General features: G+C 45.7%; 16 protein-coding genes. 3 read left to right on the top strand and 13 right to left on the bottom strand.

Annotated elements, in window-relative coordinates; all coding sequences use genetic code 11:
* Nucleotides 1-88: 88 nt before the first annotated feature.
* Both alaS and C0638_RS14445 read right to left on the bottom strand, forming a co-directional pair.
* Complete coding sequence (gene alaS, locus C0638_RS14450; protein ID WP_058710647.1) at nucleotides 89-2,722, bottom strand: alanine--tRNA ligase; 2,634 nt, start codon at nucleotides 2,720-2,722, stop codon at nucleotides 89-91.
* Nucleotides 2,723-3,071: 349 nt separating this feature from the next.
* Nucleotides 3,072-4,139 (bottom strand): AI-2E family transporter, encoded by a 1,068-nt coding sequence (locus tag C0638_RS14445; protein ID WP_013372609.1) that lies wholly within the window; start codon nucleotides 4,137-4,139, stop codon nucleotides 3,072-3,074.
* Between the two features lie 211 nt (nucleotides 4,140-4,350).
* Here C0638_RS14445 and C0638_RS14440 point away from each other — a divergent pair, with 211 nt between their 5' ends.
* Complete coding sequence (locus tag C0638_RS14440) at nucleotides 4,351-6,324, top strand: methyl-accepting chemotaxis protein (protein ID WP_058710646.1); 1,974 nt, start codon at nucleotides 4,351-4,353, stop codon at nucleotides 6,322-6,324.
* Nucleotides 6,325-6,502: 178 nt separating this feature from the next.
* Here C0638_RS14440 and C0638_RS14435 read toward each other — a convergent pair whose 3' ends face one another.
* The 4 genes from C0638_RS14435 to cymR form a co-directional block, all read right to left on the bottom strand.
* Nucleotides 6,503-6,715, bottom strand: a complete 213-nt coding sequence (locus C0638_RS14435) for a hypothetical protein (RefSeq protein WP_013311529.1) — start codon at nucleotides 6,713-6,715, stop codon at nucleotides 6,503-6,505.
* Between the two features lie 10 nt (nucleotides 6,716-6,725).
* Nucleotides 6,726-7,247: a PRC-barrel domain-containing protein gene (locus C0638_RS14430; RefSeq protein WP_013372611.1), complete on the bottom strand. Its 522-nt coding sequence runs from the start codon at nucleotides 7,245-7,247 to the stop codon at nucleotides 6,726-6,728.
* A gap of 136 nt (nucleotides 7,248-7,383) precedes the next feature.
* Nucleotides 7,384-8,535 carry a cysteine desulfurase family protein gene (locus C0638_RS14425; RefSeq protein ID WP_058710645.1) on the bottom strand — a complete coding sequence of 384 codons (1,152 nt, stop codon included), beginning with the start codon at nucleotides 8,533-8,535 and terminating at the stop codon, nucleotides 7,384-7,386.
* Between the two features lie 10 nt (nucleotides 8,536-8,545).
* Nucleotides 8,546-8,965: a cysteine metabolism transcriptional regulator CymR gene (gene cymR, locus C0638_RS14420; protein WP_013372613.1), complete on the bottom strand. Its 420-nt coding sequence runs from the start codon at nucleotides 8,963-8,965 to the stop codon at nucleotides 8,546-8,548.
* 304 nt (nucleotides 8,966-9,269) lie between these two features.
* On the opposite strand from cymR, the gene mnmA reads away from it, so the two are divergent.
* Nucleotides 9,270-10,391: a tRNA 2-thiouridine(34) synthase MnmA gene (mnmA, locus tag C0638_RS14415; RefSeq protein ID WP_025676145.1), complete on the top strand. Its 1,122-nt coding sequence runs from the start codon at nucleotides 9,270-9,272 to the stop codon at nucleotides 10,389-10,391.
* A 228-nt stretch (nucleotides 10,392-10,619) separates the two neighbouring features.
* Here mnmA and C0638_RS14410 read toward each other — a convergent pair whose 3' ends face one another.
* The 3 genes from C0638_RS14410 to C0638_RS14400 form a co-directional block, all read right to left on the bottom strand.
* The gene (locus C0638_RS14410) at nucleotides 10,620-10,946 is read right to left on the bottom strand and encodes a maleylpyruvate isomerase N-terminal domain-containing protein (protein ID WP_233902206.1); all 327 of its coding nucleotides are present in this window, start codon (nucleotides 10,944-10,946) and stop codon (nucleotides 10,620-10,622) included.
* Nucleotides 10,947-11,135: 189 nt separating this feature from the next.
* A complete protein-coding gene (locus C0638_RS14405; protein ID WP_058710644.1) occupies nucleotides 11,136-11,486 on the bottom strand; it encodes a hypothetical protein in 351 nt (116 codons plus the stop codon).
* A gap of 14 nt (nucleotides 11,487-11,500) precedes the next feature.
* Nucleotides 11,501-12,706, bottom strand: a complete 1,206-nt coding sequence (locus C0638_RS14400) for a WXG100 family type VII secretion target (protein ID WP_040103065.1) — start codon at nucleotides 12,704-12,706, stop codon at nucleotides 11,501-11,503.
* Nucleotides 12,707-12,992: 286 nt separating this feature from the next.
* Here C0638_RS14400 and C0638_RS14395 point away from each other — a divergent pair, with 286 nt between their 5' ends.
* Nucleotides 12,993-13,823 carry a PPK2 family polyphosphate kinase gene (locus tag C0638_RS14395; protein WP_058710643.1) on the top strand — a complete coding sequence of 277 codons (831 nt, stop codon included), beginning with the start codon at nucleotides 12,993-12,995 and terminating at the stop codon, nucleotides 13,821-13,823.
* A 106-nt stretch (nucleotides 13,824-13,929) separates the two neighbouring features.
* Here the strand turns inward: C0638_RS14395 and crcB (C0638_RS14390) are convergent, their stop codons facing one another.
* From crcB (C0638_RS14390) to C0638_RS14375, 4 genes are all read right to left on the bottom strand, one after another.
* Nucleotides 13,930-14,295, bottom strand: coding sequence for a fluoride efflux transporter CrcB (crcB, locus tag C0638_RS14390; protein WP_058710642.1), 366 nt, complete (start codon nucleotides 14,293-14,295; stop codon nucleotides 13,930-13,932).
* Nucleotides 14,292-14,693: a fluoride efflux transporter CrcB gene (gene crcB, locus C0638_RS14385; protein ID WP_013372621.1), complete on the bottom strand. Its 402-nt coding sequence runs from the start codon at nucleotides 14,691-14,693 to the stop codon at nucleotides 14,292-14,294. The genes crcB (C0638_RS14390) and crcB (C0638_RS14385) overlap by 4 nt, the downstream gene beginning before the upstream one ends.
* 87 nt (nucleotides 14,694-14,780) lie before the next feature.
* On the bottom strand, nucleotides 14,781-16,091 hold the full coding sequence (locus tag C0638_RS14380; RefSeq protein ID WP_013372622.1) for a replication-associated recombination protein A: 1,311 nt from the start codon (nucleotides 16,089-16,091) through the stop codon (nucleotides 14,781-14,783).
* A gap of 279 nt (nucleotides 16,092-16,370) precedes the next feature.
* Nucleotides 16,371-18,512 carry a HelD family protein gene (locus C0638_RS14375; protein WP_058710641.1) on the bottom strand — a complete coding sequence of 714 codons (2,142 nt, stop codon included), beginning with the start codon at nucleotides 18,510-18,512 and terminating at the stop codon, nucleotides 16,371-16,373.
* Nucleotides 18,513-18,558 lie beyond the last annotated feature (46 nt).

Below are 18,558 nucleotides of genomic sequence, written 5' to 3'. Positions count from 1 at the left end.
TATTCTTTTATATCATACCATAAGCAAAGCCCTTCAAGGAAATGTCTAAGTCCGTTTTTTTCCAAAAATCCGCAAAAATTATCGAACTTTATCCTTGTGAGGCTGCTGACACCAATTCATGCGCACGTTGAAGTGCTTCGTCCAGCTTGCTGGCATCCTTACCCCCGGCTTGCGCCATGTCAGGTCGTCCGCCGCCACCGCCGCCGCATACGGCCGCAATTTCTTTCACGAGCTTACCTGCATGAAGTCCCGTCTTGGTATGCTCAGCTGGGACAACAACGACAAAATTAACTTTGTCGTCCATTGCAGCGCCTAGCGCCAGCACAGCTGCAGGGAGCTTACTTTTCAGCTCATCAGCAATTGCACGCAGCGCATCCATGCTGGAGGCCTGCACGCGTGCAGCCAACAACTGCACTCCGCCAGCTTGCACGACTTGATCAGTCAGCTGACCCGCCTCAATAGCGCTCAACTTGCTTTGCAGTGATTCATTTTCACGACTGAGGTCTTTAATTTGTTGCTGCAAAGATTCGATGCGTTTTGGCACCTCGGACAGCTTGGATTTAACAAGCCCAGCCGACACCTTCAACAGCTCTAATTGACCTTCCATATACTCAAAACCAAAACGTCCGGTCACTGCTTCAATACGACGTACACCTGACCCGATGCCGCTCTCGCTGACAAGCTTGAACAAACCAATTTGCGAAGTATTGCTGACATGACATCCTCCGCACAGTTCGATACTGTAATCGCCAACCTTAACGACCCGTACGATATCACCATATTTCTCACCAAACAGTGCCATCGCTCCAAGAGCTTTGGCTTCGTCAATCGGTTTCAGTTCAATCGTCACATTCAGTTGGCTCCAGATGGCACGGTTAACCCGCAGTTCAATATCCGCCAGCTCTTCTGGAGTAATGCTACCAAAATGGGAGAAGTCAAAACGCAGACGCCCAGGTTCTACCAAGGAACCCGCCTGATTGACATGGTCACCCAGCACTTCTTTAAGCGCTTTGTGAAGCAAATGCGTAGCCGTATGGTTTTTCTCAATTTCTCCACGTGAAGCTTGATCTACTTCAGCTTTTACCGTATCGCCTACGTTCAGCTCACCAGCCTCTACAACGACTTGATGCACATGCTGACCTTGCGGCGCCTTGAACAGCCCTTCAACCTTCGCGGTTACCGTTCCGCCACGCAGTAAGCCATGGTCACTCACTTGCCCGCCGCTTTCGGCATAGAAAGGAGTCACATCCAGCACGACCTGACAGGACTGTCCTTCACTAACACTCTCCACCAGCATATCATCATATACAATTGCCACAATTTTGGACTCAGTTACGAGGTCATTATATCCAACAAAATCACTTTTAACCGCCAGATCAGACAAAGCTCCGCCCTGAATCTTCATGCTGGCATTATCTTGATGAGCATCGCGCGCACGTTGACGCTGTTCCTGCATCGCTTCATCAAAGCCTTCACGGTCTACTTTCAAGCCCTGCTCGTCCGCATAATCCTCTGTGAGGTCGAATGGGAACCCGTACGTATCATATAGCTTGAAAGCATCTGCTCCGCTAATGACGTTGCGGCCTTCGGCCTTTGCCTGAGCACTGATATCAGCCAAAATAGCTAATCCGTCTGTCAATGTTTCATGGAAACGCTCTTCTTCTGTTTTAATCACTTTGATGATGAAATCCCGCTTGTCCACGACCTCTGGGTAGTATACGCCCATGATATCCCCAACGGTTTCCACCAGTTCAAACATAAATGGACGGTTCATGCCCAGCATTTTTCCATAACGAACAGCCCGGCGCAGCAAACGGCGAATGACGTAACCCCGTCCTTCATTGGAAGGAAGTACACCGTCACCAATCGCGAAAGCAACAGTACGAACATGGTCAGCAATGACCTTGAGAGCCACATCACTGTCCACATTGTCGTTATATTTAACACCTGCCATCGCAGCCGTTTTCTGGATTAGTGGCTGGAAGATATCCGTATCAAAGTTGGAATCCACATTTTGCAAAATGGATGCAAAACGTTCCAAACCAGCCCCTGTATCTATATTTTTATTAGGAAGCGGCGTGTAGCTGCCATCTTTGTTATGGTTGAATTGCGAGAATACGAGGTTCCACACTTCCAGATAGCGCTCATTTTCTCCGCCCGGATACATTTCAGGGTCCGTCATGTCGCTGCCGTAGGCTTCGCCACGATCATAAAAAATTTCCGTACAAGGTCCGCAAGGTCCTTCACCGATATCCCAGAAGTTATCTTCCAGTTTGATGATACGTTCAGCCGGAAGTCCAACTTTTTCGTTCCACAGCTTGTACGCTTCCTCATCCTCAGGATATACCGTTACAGCCAGACGCTCTGGATCAAAGCCGATCCATTTCGGGTCTGTCAGAAACTCCCATGCCCATGTGATGACTTCTTCCTTAAAATAGTCGCCAATGGAAAAGTTGCCGAGCATTTCGAAAAACGTGTGATGACGGCGGGTTTTACCGACATTTTCAATGTCGTTCGTCCGAATACATTTTTGCGAATTAGCGATACGTGGATTTTCTGGTTTTACACGTCCGTCAAAATAAGGCTTAAGCGGCGCCATACCCGCATTAATCCACAGCAGGGAAGGATCTTTATGCGGAACAAGCGGTGCGCTTGGTTCAATCACATGTCCTTTGCTTTCAAAAAACTCCAGCCATTTGGAGCGGATTTCACTAGCTTTCATATAAGTAGCCTCCTAATTATGGTGTCACTGGTTTCTGGCACAGGCCATAAAAAATAGAAAAACGCCCCTGAACGGATCAGGGACGATTGTATCGCGGTACCACCCTGGTTATCGCCGTCCCTTCTGTACGAAATGCTACATGTGCAAGCGCACACCAACATCTGCTAACGGACGATCGATCGCCTTGTTTTCACTGGTAACGGGAGCATCCCGGCGGGTTCAGCCCGCACTCCGAAATGAGCTTTCCCTACTGGATAAACACATTTAAACATACTCAATTCAGTATATCCGTGTCATTTAGCCGTGTCAACGCGATTTCAGACAGCATGCATCCGGGATATAGACGAAATCAGATCGTTTTTCGCTTCACATAATATGCAAAAAAATGCTGAAGCCCTACCTTCAAAACCGCCATCACAGGAACTGCCAAGATCAAGCCAGCAATTCCCGCAATTTCCCCACCGACTAGCAGAGCGAAAATAATGGCTAGCGGATGCAGATGCAACGTTCGTCCCACCACCTGAGGAGAGATTACATTACTTTCCAACACTTGAATACAGGCATTAACGACTACGACTAAAAGTACCATTTTCAAGGAAACCGTAGAAGCCATAATTACCGCTGGTGCAGCGCCCAAAAAGGGGCCCAAATATGGAACAATATTAAAAAGAGCCACTACTCCGGCCAGCAACAGCGCATAAGGCATGCCAATCAGCATATATCCAATATACGCCATCACGCCAATAATGACGCACACCAGCAATTGGCCCCTGACATAGTTGCCAAGCGCCTGATCAATTTCCTTAAGTACTGATACAATCGCCTTACGACGAGAACGCGGGAGATAAGATACAATCGTCCGTTCAAACACGTCAAAATCCTTTAAAATATAAAAAATAAGAAAAGGGACAATAAACACATTGAACAGCATGTTGATCATCCCACCAATGTTGTCCATAAAGGTAGAAATCCCAGTAGCCATCCGATTCTCCAGTTGGAAAAACCATTGATTCATCCCCGTTCGCACCCCTTGGGGTAAAATACCGCTGTCCATATTCGTCATTAGTCCCTGTGCATGCATGGTCAGCTCAGGCAGATGCTCATTCAGCTCATCCAGTTGTTCAATGAACATTGGAATCAGATTCATCAGGATCACAATAAGACTGGCCAAAAACACAGCATAAATGAGCAGTACAGCTACACTACGAGGCACCTTTCGACCGCCCAGCATACTGACTACAGGATTAAGTACATAGGAGATGATCATCGCTACCGCAAACGGAGCAATGATTGTTTTCAGAAATTCATACAAATGCAAAAACAAAGGTCTCAGCAGCCAGATAAAATATAGAATGACAAGTCCCAGCAGCGTCCATATGCCGTACCGGAACAGTCTACTTTTCGTTAATTGGTCCATTTTGTGCCCCCTTACCGGACTAGCCTCCTTTAAGTATATGCCTGTACCTCTAGTTTAATCCTTCCCGCCAGTCTAAGGTGTTCCATAAATAACCATTGTGAAAAATTGATGAAAATGGATGAAAACAATAAACAAAGTCATTCGATCTGACGATATAAGTACAAAGCACTATCCTAAGCTTTCACATTTCTGAAACATCGGGGGTCGTTACATGAACTTAAAAATGAAGCTTATTCTTCTTTTCACTTGCATTGTAATCGTTGCAGCCGGGCCTTTATCCGTCATTAGCATGACAAGCGTTAAAAATCAGGCCAATCATGATATCCAAGAGCTTATGAACAGCAAAGCTTCCGAAACCGTGAATCAGCTCGACGGATGGACAGGCGGCAAAGCTGAAATTATCGAAACATTAGCTGCGAGTCTGGAATCCAGTGATATTTCATCAGATGCCAAAATAGCATCTCTGAAAGCAGCTTTCCAAAACTATAAGGATCAAAATATTTCCAACATTTATGCAGGCTATGAGGATGGTTCTTACTGGGATGGATCTGGCTGGTTTGAAGCAAATTATGATCCTCGCGCTCGCCCGTGGTACAAGGATGCCAAAACCAAGGGAGAACTGTATTATTCATCACCTTACACTGACGCAGGCAGTAATGACTTCACCATTTCCATCGCTAAACCGCTCAAGGATGCCAACGGCTCGATCACCGGGGTAGTCAGCGAAGATATTATGCTCAACGATATGACAAAAATGATTCAAAGCATAAATCTGAACGGATTGGGCTACGCATTTCTGATTGACCAAAAGGGAGTCGTAATCGCGCATCCAGATAACAAGCTGGCTGGCAAAAACCTCAAGGAAACCCCCGAGTTAGGATCATCGACCGCGACCCTGCTCAGCGCAGCTTCGGGAAAAACAGAATATAGCTACAATGGCAGTGACCGTCAGCTTTATTTTAAAAAGATGCCTAGCACAGGCTGGATTGTAGGCCTATCTATTTCTAAAGATATTGCTTTTCAGGAATATTACTCCACTCGTAATCAGTTAATTATTACTGTTGCTATCATTTTAGTTGCTGCTATGCTGCTGGCGATCTGGGCGGCAAACAACTTTATCAAGCCGATTCGCAGACTCCAAGCAAATGTCAAACGGATAGCTGAAGGCGATATGACCGCTCGTGTGGATATTAAGGGTAAAGATGAAATTGCCAGTCTGGGGACAGATTTTAACCTCATGTCAGACAATCTCTCTCACCTGTTGCGCAAGGTATCAGATACAGCTAGCGATGTCAGTTCCGCTTCCCATGATATGCATCAACACGCCAAAGATACAGGAACCATTGCCTCACAAATCTCCAGTGCAGTACAGGAGCTGGCTCAAGGAGCGAGCGACCAAGCTGAGGCCGTATATTCCGGTTCTGAGAAGCTGACACATATGACAGGATCCATCAACCAGATTGGCGAAAGTGTAAAACGGACCCAAACTGCTGTATTCGAAACAGATTCTGCCGTGCTGGCCGGGTATGAAACAGCAGAGCGTCAAGCGAAACTCGCAGCCGAGTCCAGACAAACGACCACTGCGGCAGGAGAAGCAGTAGATTCACTCACGCTGAAAACCCAGGATATTGGACGGCTGGCTGGGGCCATCCACGATATCGCCGCACAAACAAACCTACTAGCCCTCAATGCATCCATCGAAGCGGCACGGGCCGGGGAACACGGACGAGGTTTTGCCGTCGTCGCGGGAGAAGTCAGAAAGCTGGCCGAACAAGCGGGCAACTCCAGTGACAGTATCATGAGTAAGCTGGAGGAAATTAAAATTGCGGGAGTACAAAGCGCAGAGGAAATGAAGAAGGCTCTTGCTGTAACTGTAGAACAGGAGCATGCTGCCATTGCAACGAGACAGGCGTTTGAATCCATACGTGGCGCTTCTCAGCACATGCTTGCCCAAATTGAGGATGTTTCCGCCGCCGCAGATCATCTCCGTGTGAATGCTGGACATATTTCAGATGTCATCTCTAGCGTTGTCGCTGTTTCTGAGCAAAGTGCAGCATCTACCGAGGAAGTAGCTTCCTCAGTACAAGAACAAGGTCATGCTATGAACAATATTGCCGACCTTTCTGCCAAACTTGATTCTCATGCAGATCTTCTATTGGAAGAGGTCAAACGCTTTAAATTGTAGAACTAGCCATCTTCGCAAAATAGGATATACAAAAGAGGGTGCCCCCAGGCCAAAAGGCCTTTCGGGACACCCTCTCCATTTTTTATTAAGCATGATCCAACCCACTAAGCTGTATTTTAAGCAATAGGTGGGAGATCACACCTATTCGTAAACAGCCTGTCCACTTTCCGAATCAAGCTTAGGAAGAAGCGTGAATTTGCGGCAAGTCCTGTTGTGCCATCTCATCTCCAAAGAATAAGTCGTCCAGCGAACTGAGCGTTCCATCCTCTTCCACTTGGTAGACAGACATTTTTTCACCATTCACTTGAAGTTCGATAAAGCATCCCCAGCAATAAAATTGATGGGAGCCAATTTTCCCGATATCTTTGGAATTACAATTCGGACATCTCAATAAACTCACCCTATCCATTAACAGAATATATGGCTTTTTCCAGACGCTGCTCGCTTAACGGGGGAACCATAACAGCATTTTCCCCGATGGACATATCTTCGGTGCAGGGCAGCCATTTCCGCCCTTCTATAATATCCGATACAAAACCATCGCTGATTTCCAAGCCTATTATGTTATTGCCCATTTCCTGGTCAAAATAAACATCCGAGATGTGCCCGAGCATAAGCCCTTCCTCTGTTAGCACGGATAAATCCTTCAGTTTACCGGGTCCAAGCAAGTACGTATGTTGTATATCATGGGCCTCTGTTTTACGGACGGCCTGCTGATTGCGAATCATGATCGCATCCTCACCATAGGCAACGATGTCATCCCAAGCCACCATTTTGACATGAGATGAAAAAAGCCCTTTACCTTCTAGCTCAATCCCTGTAATTCGCCAATCAGCTGTCAACATAAAGTCATGTATTTTACCAATCTGCTTCCCGTCCTCGACATCGAAAACAGCAAGTCCGATCATGTCTTGAAGCTTCATATATCGGGTCCCTCCTCATTCTGCAATCCGAACGAAGGTGCGGTCCTTTTCCTACATGCCTGTCAGACCTTGCTTTTCGTTCATGCAATGAAATGGAAAACCGCCCCTCCCTTCTTACTAAAATGCAGAGAAATCCCTAGTTCCTAGTACGCAGCCGCTTCCATATGGTTTCAATTTTCTTGGCCGTGTATTCCATTTCTTCCGTAGTATTACCCAAACCGAAGCTAAACCGAATCGCTGAATTCAAAACATCTTCAGGAAGATCCATCGCCTGCAATACATGCGATAGCTCTAGAGACCCCGAAGTGCAGGCTGATCCACTGGCCGCTGCGATTCCTTCCATATCGAGATTCATCAGCATGGTCTCTGTACCAATGGCCGGAAAGCTAATATTTAGCACATTAGGCACAAAATATTCAGGATCACCGTTAATTATAAACTCATGGCTACCCAGAGAGCCTTCCAACGCTTTTAGCAACGTTTGGCGAAGAGCCATATCGTGTGCTCCTCGCTCCTCAATGGAAGCATTAGCAAGAGTTGCGGCTTTAGCCAGCCCAGCAATGCCGGCGATATTTTCTGTTCCGGCACGACGCTTCTTCTCCTGAAGTCCCCCATGCATTAGCGGCTGAATGCGTGTACCCTGACGGATATACAATGCACCCACCCCTTGTGGACCGTTAATCTTATGGCCAGACACACTAAGTAAGTCAATCGGGAGATTCTTGCAGTCGATGGATATATGCCCGAAGGCTTGAACTGCGTCTACATGAAATATAATTCCATTCTCTCTCGCAATCTGTCCTACTTCTTGAACCGGCTGAATGACGCCCACCTCATTGTTGGCATACATCATGCTGATCAAAAAAGTATCCGGGCGAATAGCTGCCTCAATATGCGCAGGATTCACACGCCCAAAACCATTGACCGGGATATAGGTTACCTGGTATCCCGCTTTTTCCAGCTCATCGCAAGCATGAAGCACGGCGTGATGTTCAATCGCGGTTGTAATAATATGGCCGGAAGTACGACCATCTGCCGTAGCCGTCCCAAACAGGGCCAGATTATCACTCTCTGTCCCTCCGCTCGTAAATATAATTTCTTCAGGCTTGCAGCCCAAAGAGGCCGCAACGGCATCCCGCGCTGCGCTGACGGTGCGCTTGGCATCACGGCCAAAGGCATGAACGCTCGAAGCGTTGCCGAATTGGCCGGTCATGATGTCCATCATAGTCTGCGCAACCTCAGGATGCATAGGAGTCGATGCGGCATGATCCAGATAAATTCTGTTCATGTTATCCACCTCAAATGTAGAACATGTAATTATCCAATTCATCATGTTCTTGGTATGTGATCAAGTCCTTAAGTGTAGTAGAATCTAGCACTTCAGCAATGCTGTCACGAATTCGCAGCCAAAGCTGGCGTTTTGCCGGATCATCTTCTTCCGTGAAATCGACTGGAGAAATCGGACCTTCCAGTACACGAATGATGTCTCCTGCTGTTACGCCTGACGGTTCATTCGCCAAAATATAACCGCCATAAGCACCACGGATACTTTTTACCAAACCTGCATTACGCAAAGGCGCAATGAGCTGTTCCAGATAATGCTCTGATAGCTGATTTTTTTCGGCAATACTTTTCAAAGAAGTTGGACCTTCGCCAAACCTGGCTGCAAGCTCCATCATAATGGTCAGGCCGTAACGGCCTTTCGTTGATATTTTCAATTGTGGCACCTCGCTTATAGTAACAATTCCGTTAAACACGCGGAATAATTGGAGTTGTAAACCTCTCTATTCCGATCCTAACCCTCAGCTTATGTTAACATATTAGGGCAGGTAAAGGGAAACATTACGGTAACAATCTTAAAAAAAGTTGCTTTCGAGCGATTAGGAACAGATTTAGCCCGTTTTATGTAGCTTTCTTGCATCGTTCGCCGTGTCATTTGTTCGTCCAAACATCGTAACTTATTATCGTTTATGTTACAATAGGTGGGTTCTACAACAATATTGAAAGAATTGGGTGATGACCATGGCTAAAGCCAATCATGAAACCCGTGTCGTCGTCGGCATGTCCGGTGGCGTCGACTCATCCGTTACCGCGCTGCTGCTAAAGGAGCAGGGCTATGACGTAATCGGCATCTTCATGAAAAATTGGGATGACACGGATGAATTTGGCCGTTGTACGGCTGAAGAGGATGCGGAGGATGTGCGCCGCGTCTGTGAACAGATCGACATTCCTTACTATACAGTCAATTTTGAAAAAGAATACTTCGATAAAGTATTCTCCTATTTTCTTGATGAATATAAAGCTGGACGCACACCCAATCCGGATGTCATGTGCAACCGTGAAATTAAATTCGGCGAGTTTCTGAACAAAGCGCTGGATTTGGGAGCAGATTATGTTGCTACTGGACATTATGCACGGGTTGTGGAAGAAGACGGCCGCTTTACTTTGCTGCGAGGTGTGGACAGCAACAAGGATCAGACTTATTTCCTGAATGCATTAAGCCAAGCACAGTTGTCGCGCACCATGTTCCCGATCGGCCATCTGCCGAAACCAGAAGTACGCAAAATTGCAGAAGCTGCGGGACTTTATACAGCCAAGAAAAAAGACAGCACAGGTGTATGTTTTATCGGCGAACGCAATTTCAAGGAGTTTCTGAGTGGTTATCTGCCTGCAAAAGGTGGAGATATGGTGGATATCGCTACGGGTGAAGTCAAAGGACGTCACGATGGTCTGATGTACTATACACTGGGCCAACGACAAGGCTTGGGCATTGGCGGCTCAGGTTCAGGCGAACCATGGTTCGTAGCAGATAAAGATTTGGAAAAGAATATCCTGTATGTGGTACAAGGTGATCGTCACCACAGCCTGTATTCTACCAGCCTGATTGCCACGGATGTAAACTGGATTGAAGGCGCAGATGCACGTCCATCCGGCGAATTCCGCTGCACAGCCAAGTTCCGTTACCGCCAGCCTGATCAGCAAGTAACTTTACAATGGCTTCCTGATGGAACCGTGCATGTCGTATTCGATGTACATCAAAAGGCCATTACCCCTGGACAAGCTGTTGTATTTTATGACGGGGAACGTTGTCTGGGCGGCGGAACCATTGATAAGGTTGAAAAACTTCAGCCTGAAACGGTTTAAATGAATGACTATTTTGCATTGATATAGCAGGAATTAAAAAAGTCGTCTCTCCAGATTTATGGAGGGCGACTTTTTTTATAAAAGATGTTTTTAGTTTATAAGTTGTAAAGAATTCATAATCTGCTCTTTATGATGTTTGTCATGCTGGACAAACGTCTCTTGTAAAAACGTTTCCAAAGTGTACAGACTATTAGGAACTGGACGCATAAAATCCGATTCTGATACCATTTAGAGTTTGGCAATCATTTGCTTACGCTGAGCAATAGCTTCATTTAGCAAATCATGTGGTTTCATAGTTCTACCGAACGCTACAGATGAATCATTGAATGTCTGTACATCAGGATGCTCCTTGAGCATGACTTGTCCCTTATCGATAATCTGTATAAGCGCCTTAGTGAAGTTTTTATCCCAGCCCATAATATGACTGACCACATCTTGAATCGACCATTTACCTGCTATAGGTTCACAAGTTAACTCATCTGAGTACGGAGATAAAGCAGCAAGAAATGCAATCCATCCTTCTAAATCTTCAGAAGTCTTAGCTATCGTCGCCAAGTGAATTCCTCCTATTTGATAGGATTAGCATGGATACTTAAGTAATACCAACACTTCTTTTTAACTTCATGCAAATAGTAGCTTCATTAGATACAGTAATCAATAGCTCTTTTATTTTAAGATTTTTTTACATTATCAAGTAGAACTCCTCACAAAAAAAGCCTAACTATGGACTTCAAAAAATGAACACTAACTTATTCCCTCTATAATTCTTTCAACTATTCCTTTATCAAAATCATCGAGTTCAGACATTAACAGCTCGTACTGCTTTATAGATTCAGAAGTGTTCAATACTCGAAGTACAGCAATACTATAGTGTCCAAGCGTATCAATACCAAAAAGCTTATTTACCTTAGGGTCTCTGAACTGGCTAATATGTTTCAATTTTTCAATTATTTTCTCATTGCATAGTTTCTTTTTAGCGATCTGACTCATTGCATTCAACTGTACTTGATTATGCTGGATATCCAAACATTCCACCAATTGATCGTCGCCTATTTTCCCCTCTCGTATTTCCTTTGATAAAGTAAGTAGCTTCATTTTGTTATCTCCCATCAATCTAGTTTAACTGGCCCATAATTCTCTAAAAGATACTGCCGTTCATCCCTGTAATTGTTCCAAAGATGTTCTGCAAGGTCCTTATTTCCAATCCTCTCTGCTTCTTTTATCTCGACCATATAGGCTCTAAGTTCCATGATAATCCTATTTTTGAATTCATATGTTACATCCAAACTAGGAAAACCTTTAGCTTTATCATCAAGAAAATGTTGGTACTCATGCCGCAGTGCACTAATTGAAGCATCCTCATATATATTCAATTGCCCCGGCTTTCCTGATCCTTTGGGTGCATACGCCATAATATCTCTATCTAGAATTCTAACTTCAACCCCGGCTCCTTGCGTATTCTTAATAATGGTACTCCACTCTTCTGGATGAGAAAGTCGTCCAGGACCATATATATCCCTAAATGGATCAGCATCATTCTTACCTAACATCGTATCAGATAATCGATTCGAAGTCCCTTTAACTTCAAGACTAGCCCCAGATTTCACCTCATATTTCATTGACGAGCCCAATCCAATCTTAGGCTTAATTACTGAACTGACTCCCCCAAAGATTCCCGCTGTACCGATCATGTTAGCCCAATGTTCCTTTGACCATGCATTTGTAGGAAACATTGCTTCTCTGATTGTTCCATGTACACCAAAAGTCCAGAAGTTAAAAAAATCATTCCCTGAATCAAACTGCTTGGATGCACGCTCTGCATATCCTTGATACAAACCTTTCGGAATTCCAAACGTCCAATAGTCTAAAAATCCGCCTACAGAGTCATAGCGTTTTTCGTACCTGTCCTCCGCAGCAGACAAAAAATCCTCACCAAGTTCTACCAAACTATCTGCTGATTTTTCCAAAGCATTTCTAGTATCTGGAGCAGGGGGAGCACATGAATTAGGTGGAGGTGGTAAGCAGCTTGAATCAATATTACCTGCTTCCAGCAAATCAGCTAACCTGAATTTATCCGCATGACGACGCAATTCTTTTGCAACAGAATCTGTCAGTGTAACAAAGCCATTCATATTCTTCTGAGATGTTTGGAAACTATAATAGAATTGCTCTTTGGTCACTCCATCCCAGAATCGTTCCATAGATGAAATTTGTTGAATTAAAATGCTGTTCATTTGGGTCACTTTTTGCTGTGCAAGTTCAAATTGCTTAGAGATAGTCATAAGCTGCTCAGGTGTTACTTTAATAGTTGTCATATTATACCTCTGTTGAGAGTTCGTCATGACATAATAACACTCTTAAACTTTATGGAGAACCATCTTAATTCCTAATTGTTATAAGAAAGATTAACCTTACTGCCTATGTCTAAAGACTTAAAACTTAACTTTTTAATTGTTGAACCTGAAGAAAATTTCGTGACCAGAGGCATCCCCAGTAGAAAAATCGCTAATAAAGACCATACATACGAGATTTTTGATAACGTCCCCATTTGGGTATATGATGTAGACAAGATCAACTTCAATTGAAAAGGAGCGTGCCTTTATGTCTGATTCATTAGGAATGCTGACACCGGGTAAAAAAGTTTCTTTGAAAGAATGGGACCCCAAGGATACGAAGAATATCAAAAACAAAGAAGAAATCCGACAGGAAACAGATCAATTGAAGGAACGCTTCGCGGAATTACAAAGCAAATTATTTACAGAGAAAAAACAAGCCGTGTTGTTTGTATTTCAGGGTATGGATTGCAGCGGAAAAGATGGCGTCATCAAGCAGGTGTTTTCTAATCTTAACCCTGCAGGGGTGACTGTACACAGCTTTAAATCACCTACGACGGAGGAATTAAGCCATGATTTCTTGTGGCGCGCCCATAGCGTAACTCCAGGACGAGGATATATTGCAGCGTTCAACCGTTCTTACTACGAGGATGTGCTGATTACACGTGTCCACGGGCAGGTATCCGATAAGCAGGCCAAACGGAATATAAAGCATATCAAGCATTTTGAACAGTTGTTGCTGGATAGTGGTGTAAAGGTGGTTAAAATCTTTTTACATATTTCGAAGCAATTCCAGTTGGAAAAGCTGATTGACCGGATTGAGAAGCCTCGCAAAAACTGGAAGCTTGATCCGAGTGATTTGCAGGAACGAAAATTTTGGAAGCAATATACCCAATACTATGAGGATGTACTAGAGCTAAGCGCAACCAAGCAAGCTCCTTGGTATATTGTTCCTTCAGACAATCGTTGGTATAGAGATTATACTGTACTGCGGATTGCTGTCCAAACACTAGAGGAAATGAAGCTGTCTGACCCTGATCCACGACCTGAACTCAAAGCACTTTTACCTGAATTATACAAAGAACGAGATAAAAAATAGTTAAATAGGCACAGTACTAAGCTTCCACCCTCCTATTTACGGCTGATAACGCCTTGATTGAGGGTTTGGAAGCTTTTATTGTGTGCTCACATGTCATTTTGAAAATTTATAAGATATAACTGACCCTGTACCCGATAGCTGCAGCTATAACTCCTACTATTACAGAAGACATTACATATACAGCCATACGTCGGTATTTTTTATGTTCCATCAGTTGAATAGATTCATAGCCGAATGTGGAAAAGGTGGTGTAGCCGCCACAAAAACCTGTTCCCAGCAGCATCCAGAGTGCAGGCGACAGATTGTGTTGCATAAACTCACCATACAGCCACCCTAACAGTAATGAACCGCTGATATTAATAATCCAGGTCCCCCACGGGAATACAGTACACAACCTTTTTCCGGCCCACATGCCAAGCCCGTATCTTGCTATTGTACCCACCATTCCGCCTGCCGCAGCCCACCAAATCATAAGCGTCCCCCCTTGGGGGCAGTCTGCGTCATTTTTGTACCTAGACGGATACCTGCCCACGTTAAAAGTAAGCCTACGCCTACGCTCAGCAGTAGATACAACACAGCCGTCAGCATGCGATCATGAACCGTGAGGCGTACAGCATCCACTGCAAAGGTGGAAAAGGTGGTAAATCCCCCTGTAAAGCCTGTTCCGATGGCAAGTCGCAAATGTGGTTTGATCCGCCACGATCGCAAGGTTACCGTAAAGAACCAGCCTAGGAACAGACAGCCGAGCCAATTCATTAGCAGCACGCCAAGCGGAAAATCCGCCCCAGCCGCAGGCAACAGTAATTGCAGGCTGTAGCGAGCAGAGGTTCCGATCGCTCCACCCGCGGCGACGAATAGTACGTCTTTCATTTTTTATCCCCTTCTTCGCTCTTACCGGATCATGGTGTAACATGACAACAAATCGTACACATTCCGTATATTAAAGTCACCCATATATTAAGATTGTGAATCCCGCCAACGCTGATTTTGCCTGATTTTAGACTCATTTCCCTGCTCAGTGGCCTGGTAAAAGGTCTGATCTGCTATCGAATTGGGCAAATATTGCTGCCTTACATAGTGATTCGGAAAATTATGCGGATATTGATAGCCAACATGGCCGAGTTTTTCCGAGCCTTTGTAGTGTGCATCGCGCAGATGTAGCGGCACCTCAGCCGATTTCATATCGTCCATGGCCGACATGGCCCGTGAAATCGCCGTGTATACGGCATTCGATTTGGGACTTTCCACAGCGAATAAAATGGCCTGGGCAATGTTCAGTTTGGCCTCAGGCCAGCCGTTATTGCGGTAGGCTTCAAGCGCACTCACTGCTTGGACCATCGCCTGCGGGTTCGCCAGGCCAATGTCCTCGCTGCTTGCTGCGATAAGGCGGCGAATAAAGGTCATCGGGTCCATACCGAGCTTCTCTACGGCATACAGGAACCAGAATAGCGCCGCGTCGCTGGAACCGCGAATGCTTTTGTGAAAGGCAGACAGCACGTCATACTGTGTAGACTCGTCTGCCTTGACAATCGGGCGGCGGATGGATTCCTCTGCCACTTCCAGCGTCACATGAATTGTGCCATCTGCTAGTGGAGGTGTCGTGAGCGCCGCCAGTTCCAGCGCGTTCAAAGCACGGCGGATATCGCCATTCGCCATGGACGCGATGTGATCCAGTGCAGCTTCGTCTACCTGAAGCTGCATATAGCCGAGCCCCTTGTCCGCATCGCTCAAGGCGCGGCGCATAGCGGCCAGCGAATGCTCCTGGGTTAGCGCTTCAAGCTGGAACAGTGTAGAACGGCTCATTAAAGCGCCGTTGACGTAATGAAAAGGGTTTTCCGTCGTGGCGCCAATAAACACGATCGTCCCCTTTTCCACCGCAGGCAGCAATGCATCCTGGCGTGAACTGTTAAAACGATGTACCTCGTCAAGAAACAGAATGGTCTTTTTGCCATACATCGATTTATTCGTCTGTGCACGGTCAATGACTTCTCTTACATCCTTCACAGAGGCTTCTACTGCATTTAGACGGACGAAATCGCCTTGTGTGTGTTGAGAAATGATATGTGCCAGTGTCGTTTTGCCGCAGCCCGGTGGCCCGTAGAGCAATATAGAAGAAACCTGATCAGCCTCTATAGCTCTTCGCAGCAGCTTGCCCGGACCCACAACATGCTCCTGTCCAATATATTCATCCAGCGAAGTCGGACGCAAGCGGTCTGCAAGCAACCGATTGTTTGGCGTTGATTCCTGGGAATATGAAAATAAGTCCATTTCATTCACTTCCTTATCATTTATGAACGAACACTTTCTTTTTTCATTGAAAACAAGTTCGTCCATACAGCTAAAAGACATGAAAATTCAATTTATCTACTGCACTAAAACGATGATAAACCGCCTCTTATTCTACCATATCGGTTAACAAGTTGCAGATAGCCTGGTCACGGTATAACTGTAGCCCTACACGTGATTCAACTAAAAAGAAAGAACAGCCTGGGACGAAAAATGAATTTCGTGGCTGTTCTTTGGTTGGCATGACATACAGCGTTCTAATTACTCCGTTTGCGCCTGTACGTAACTTGGAAGTGGACCGTCATGCAATAACCACAGCTCATGCAGCGCACGCGTACATCCTACATACAACAGCTTGGCATCCCATGTCCGTTCTCCATAATGATCCTGGTCGGCATCGGCCACAATAACTGCATCGAACTCCAGACCTTTGGACAGATATACAGGCAGTACAGACAAGCCGCCTTCATATTGCTTTTTACCACCGTCAATCAAATGGACATCCAATCCCGCACTTGTGAAAACCTCATGCAGCTCTACAGCTTCTTTTAAGGTACGTGTCAGCACAGAAACAGTACGATACTCCTTGGAGGAAAGCTCTTTTAAAGCGGTGAGCAAACTCTCCTCACGTACAGACGAGTCGTAAGACACGGTACGCACCGGATCGCCGCTACGAAATACTGGAACCGCTGTAATGCCGCCACGTACTCCCTGCTCCAAAATTGTATTTGCAAATTCTATAATTTCCAAAGTTGATCTATAACTCCGTGTAAGTGCAAAATACCCCGTTTGTTCAGGCGCGAAAAGAGAACTCATTTCCTCCCATGCATGTACACCACGATATTCATGAATCCCCTGCGATAAATCGCCCAGTATCGTAAAGGAATGCCCTTTTACGAACAAATCCAGCAAGGCGATATGAAAAGGTGAAAAATCCTGCGCTTCATCAATGACTACATGGTCAAAACGTTGAGATGATTCTACCTCATGAATCAGCACGTGAAGATATACTAACGCAGTTAGATCCTCTTCACGAATTATCTGACTTCGCAGGTCCGACTGTGTGGCCTTAAAGATGGGAGCCGGCAAAGAAGCCTTCATTTCCGCAGCGGCTTCTGCGGGTAACCCTTTAGCTGCCTGAAAAAGCTGCTTGTAGAGCGTCAGTGCATCGTATTGTGGCCATTTTTTAGCATACGCCTTTTCCCGAGATCCGGCTTTTTTCTTCCGTTCCTTGAGCGCAGCCGCCGAAGGTGACTTTTTCAGTTCCATCTCAATCCAGCGATGGACTCTTGCCAGCACACGCTCCTTCCGCTTCGCGAGCGGATAGGGCTTATATTCCTCATTGAACCAATTCAAAATCTCAGTTCGGGACAGCACCGCACCATCCCAAGGTGAAAAGTCGCCCTCAGGCACCGAGATAGGCTCCAGTCGTTCCACAAAATCCTGAAGCAGCTTCATAAAATGAACCGACCCCTTAAATCTACCCGGCGCCTCATCCATAGATTCCGTTCTCAAGCCGCCACTTTCAAACCAATAAGATAACGTTTCGGTAGGATCTGCCAAAGGTAAATCCAGCCCCAGTAAACCTAGCGCCCAATCTGCAAATGTACTTTGCTGAATATTTCCGACTCCCAGCTCTGGAAGTACATCTGAAATATAATCGAGAAACATATGGTTGGGTGCGAAAATAACCATTTTGTCTGCCGATACCTGATCCTTGTATTGATACAGCAAAAATGCGAGTCGATGCAGCGCTACGGTCGTCTTGCCACTACCCGCTACCCCCTGAATAACGAGGGCTGTATTTTTAGCCGCGCGGATGATCTGATCTTGCTCCGCTTGAATGGTAGATACGATATCCCGTAAACGGTTATCCTTGTTCTCTCCCAAACGATAAACGAGAAACTCATCGGAAACGGCAGGCTCGTCACTTTCACGATTGTACGTATCCGCTACCCGTTCCAGGATCCTTTTACGAATGACAACGTTACGTTTCAGATACACCAAGCCTTCGACAGTTCCCTCAGGAGCTTCATAAGACGCCGTTTCTTCACCACCTGTAAACGAATAAAACAAGCTAGCAATCGGTGCACGCCAATCAATCACCAGCGGATACGCTGACGTTTCTTCACGCTCCACACCGATTTTACCGATATAAAGCGGCTTCCGCTGCCCTCTACCGCGCTCGTCAAAATCCATACGCCCAAAGTAAGGCTCCTGCGAGCTTTTGGCCAAAGCCTGGCGTTTTTCCTCCCGTGCAGATTCCAGTACTTGCTCCGTAAAGTCATGCCCAGTGTACACCGGTGTACTGCGAAGCCGTTCCAATCTCCGATCAATTTCCTCCATAGCAAGCGACAGCCTGTGCTGTTCTTCTTGATAGGCACTTTGAAACTTATTCTCCATTTCAGTTACCTCCTAAGAATATCAAGTCTCGATTTCTGCATCTTAT

The sequence above is a fragment of the Paenibacillus sp. lzh-N1 genome (genome assembly GCF_002872435.1).
Classification (GTDB): Bacteria; Bacillota; Bacilli; order Paenibacillales; family Paenibacillaceae; genus Paenibacillus; species Paenibacillus polymyxa_C.
This window is presented reverse-complemented; position numbering and strand designations above follow the sequence as displayed.

What these genes read in the sequence shown, in the direction of transcription:
- alaS (WP_058710647.1), bottom strand. Translation starts at nt 2,722, where the DNA reads ATGAAAGCTAGTGAAATCCGCTCCAAATGGCTGGAGTTTTTTGAAAGC.
- C0638_RS14445 (WP_013372609.1), bottom strand. Translation starts at nt 4,139, where the DNA reads ATGGACCAATTAACGAAAAGTAGACTGTTCCGGTACGGCATATGGACG.
- C0638_RS14440 (WP_058710646.1), top strand. Translation starts at nt 4,351, where the DNA reads ATGAACTTAAAAATGAAGCTTATTCTTCTTTTCACTTGCATTGTAATC.
- C0638_RS14430 (WP_013372611.1), bottom strand. Translation starts at nt 7,247, where the DNA reads ATGAAGCTTCAAGACATGATCGGACTTGCTGTTTTCGATGTCGAGGAC.
- C0638_RS14425 (WP_058710645.1), bottom strand. Translation starts at nt 8,535, where the DNA reads ATGAACAGAATTTATCTGGATCATGCCGCATCGACTCCTATGCATCCT.
- mnmA (WP_025676145.1), top strand. Translation starts at nt 9,270, where the DNA reads ATGGCTAAAGCCAATCATGAAACCCGTGTCGTCGTCGGCATGTCCGGT.
- C0638_RS14405 (WP_058710644.1), bottom strand. Translation starts at nt 11,486, where the DNA reads ATGAAGCTACTTACTTTATCAAAGGAAATACGAGAGGGGAAAATAGGC.
- C0638_RS14400 (WP_040103065.1), bottom strand. Translation starts at nt 12,706, where the DNA reads ATGACAACTATTAAAGTAACACCTGAGCAGCTTATGACTATCTCTAAG.
- C0638_RS14395 (WP_058710643.1), top strand. Translation starts at nt 12,993, where the DNA reads ATGTCTGATTCATTAGGAATGCTGACACCGGGTAAAAAAGTTTCTTTG.
- crcB (WP_058710642.1), bottom strand. Translation starts at nt 14,295, where the DNA reads ATGATTTGGTGGGCTGCGGCAGGCGGAATGGTGGGTACAATAGCAAGA.
- crcB (WP_013372621.1), bottom strand. Translation starts at nt 14,693, where the DNA reads ATGAAAGACGTACTATTCGTCGCCGCGGGTGGAGCGATCGGAACCTCT.
- C0638_RS14380 (WP_013372622.1), bottom strand. Translation starts at nt 16,091, where the DNA reads ATGGACTTATTTTCATATTCCCAGGAATCAACGCCAAACAATCGGTTG.
- C0638_RS14375 (WP_058710641.1), bottom strand. Translation starts at nt 18,512, where the DNA reads ATGGAGAATAAGTTTCAAAGTGCCTATCAAGAAGAACAGCACAGGCTG.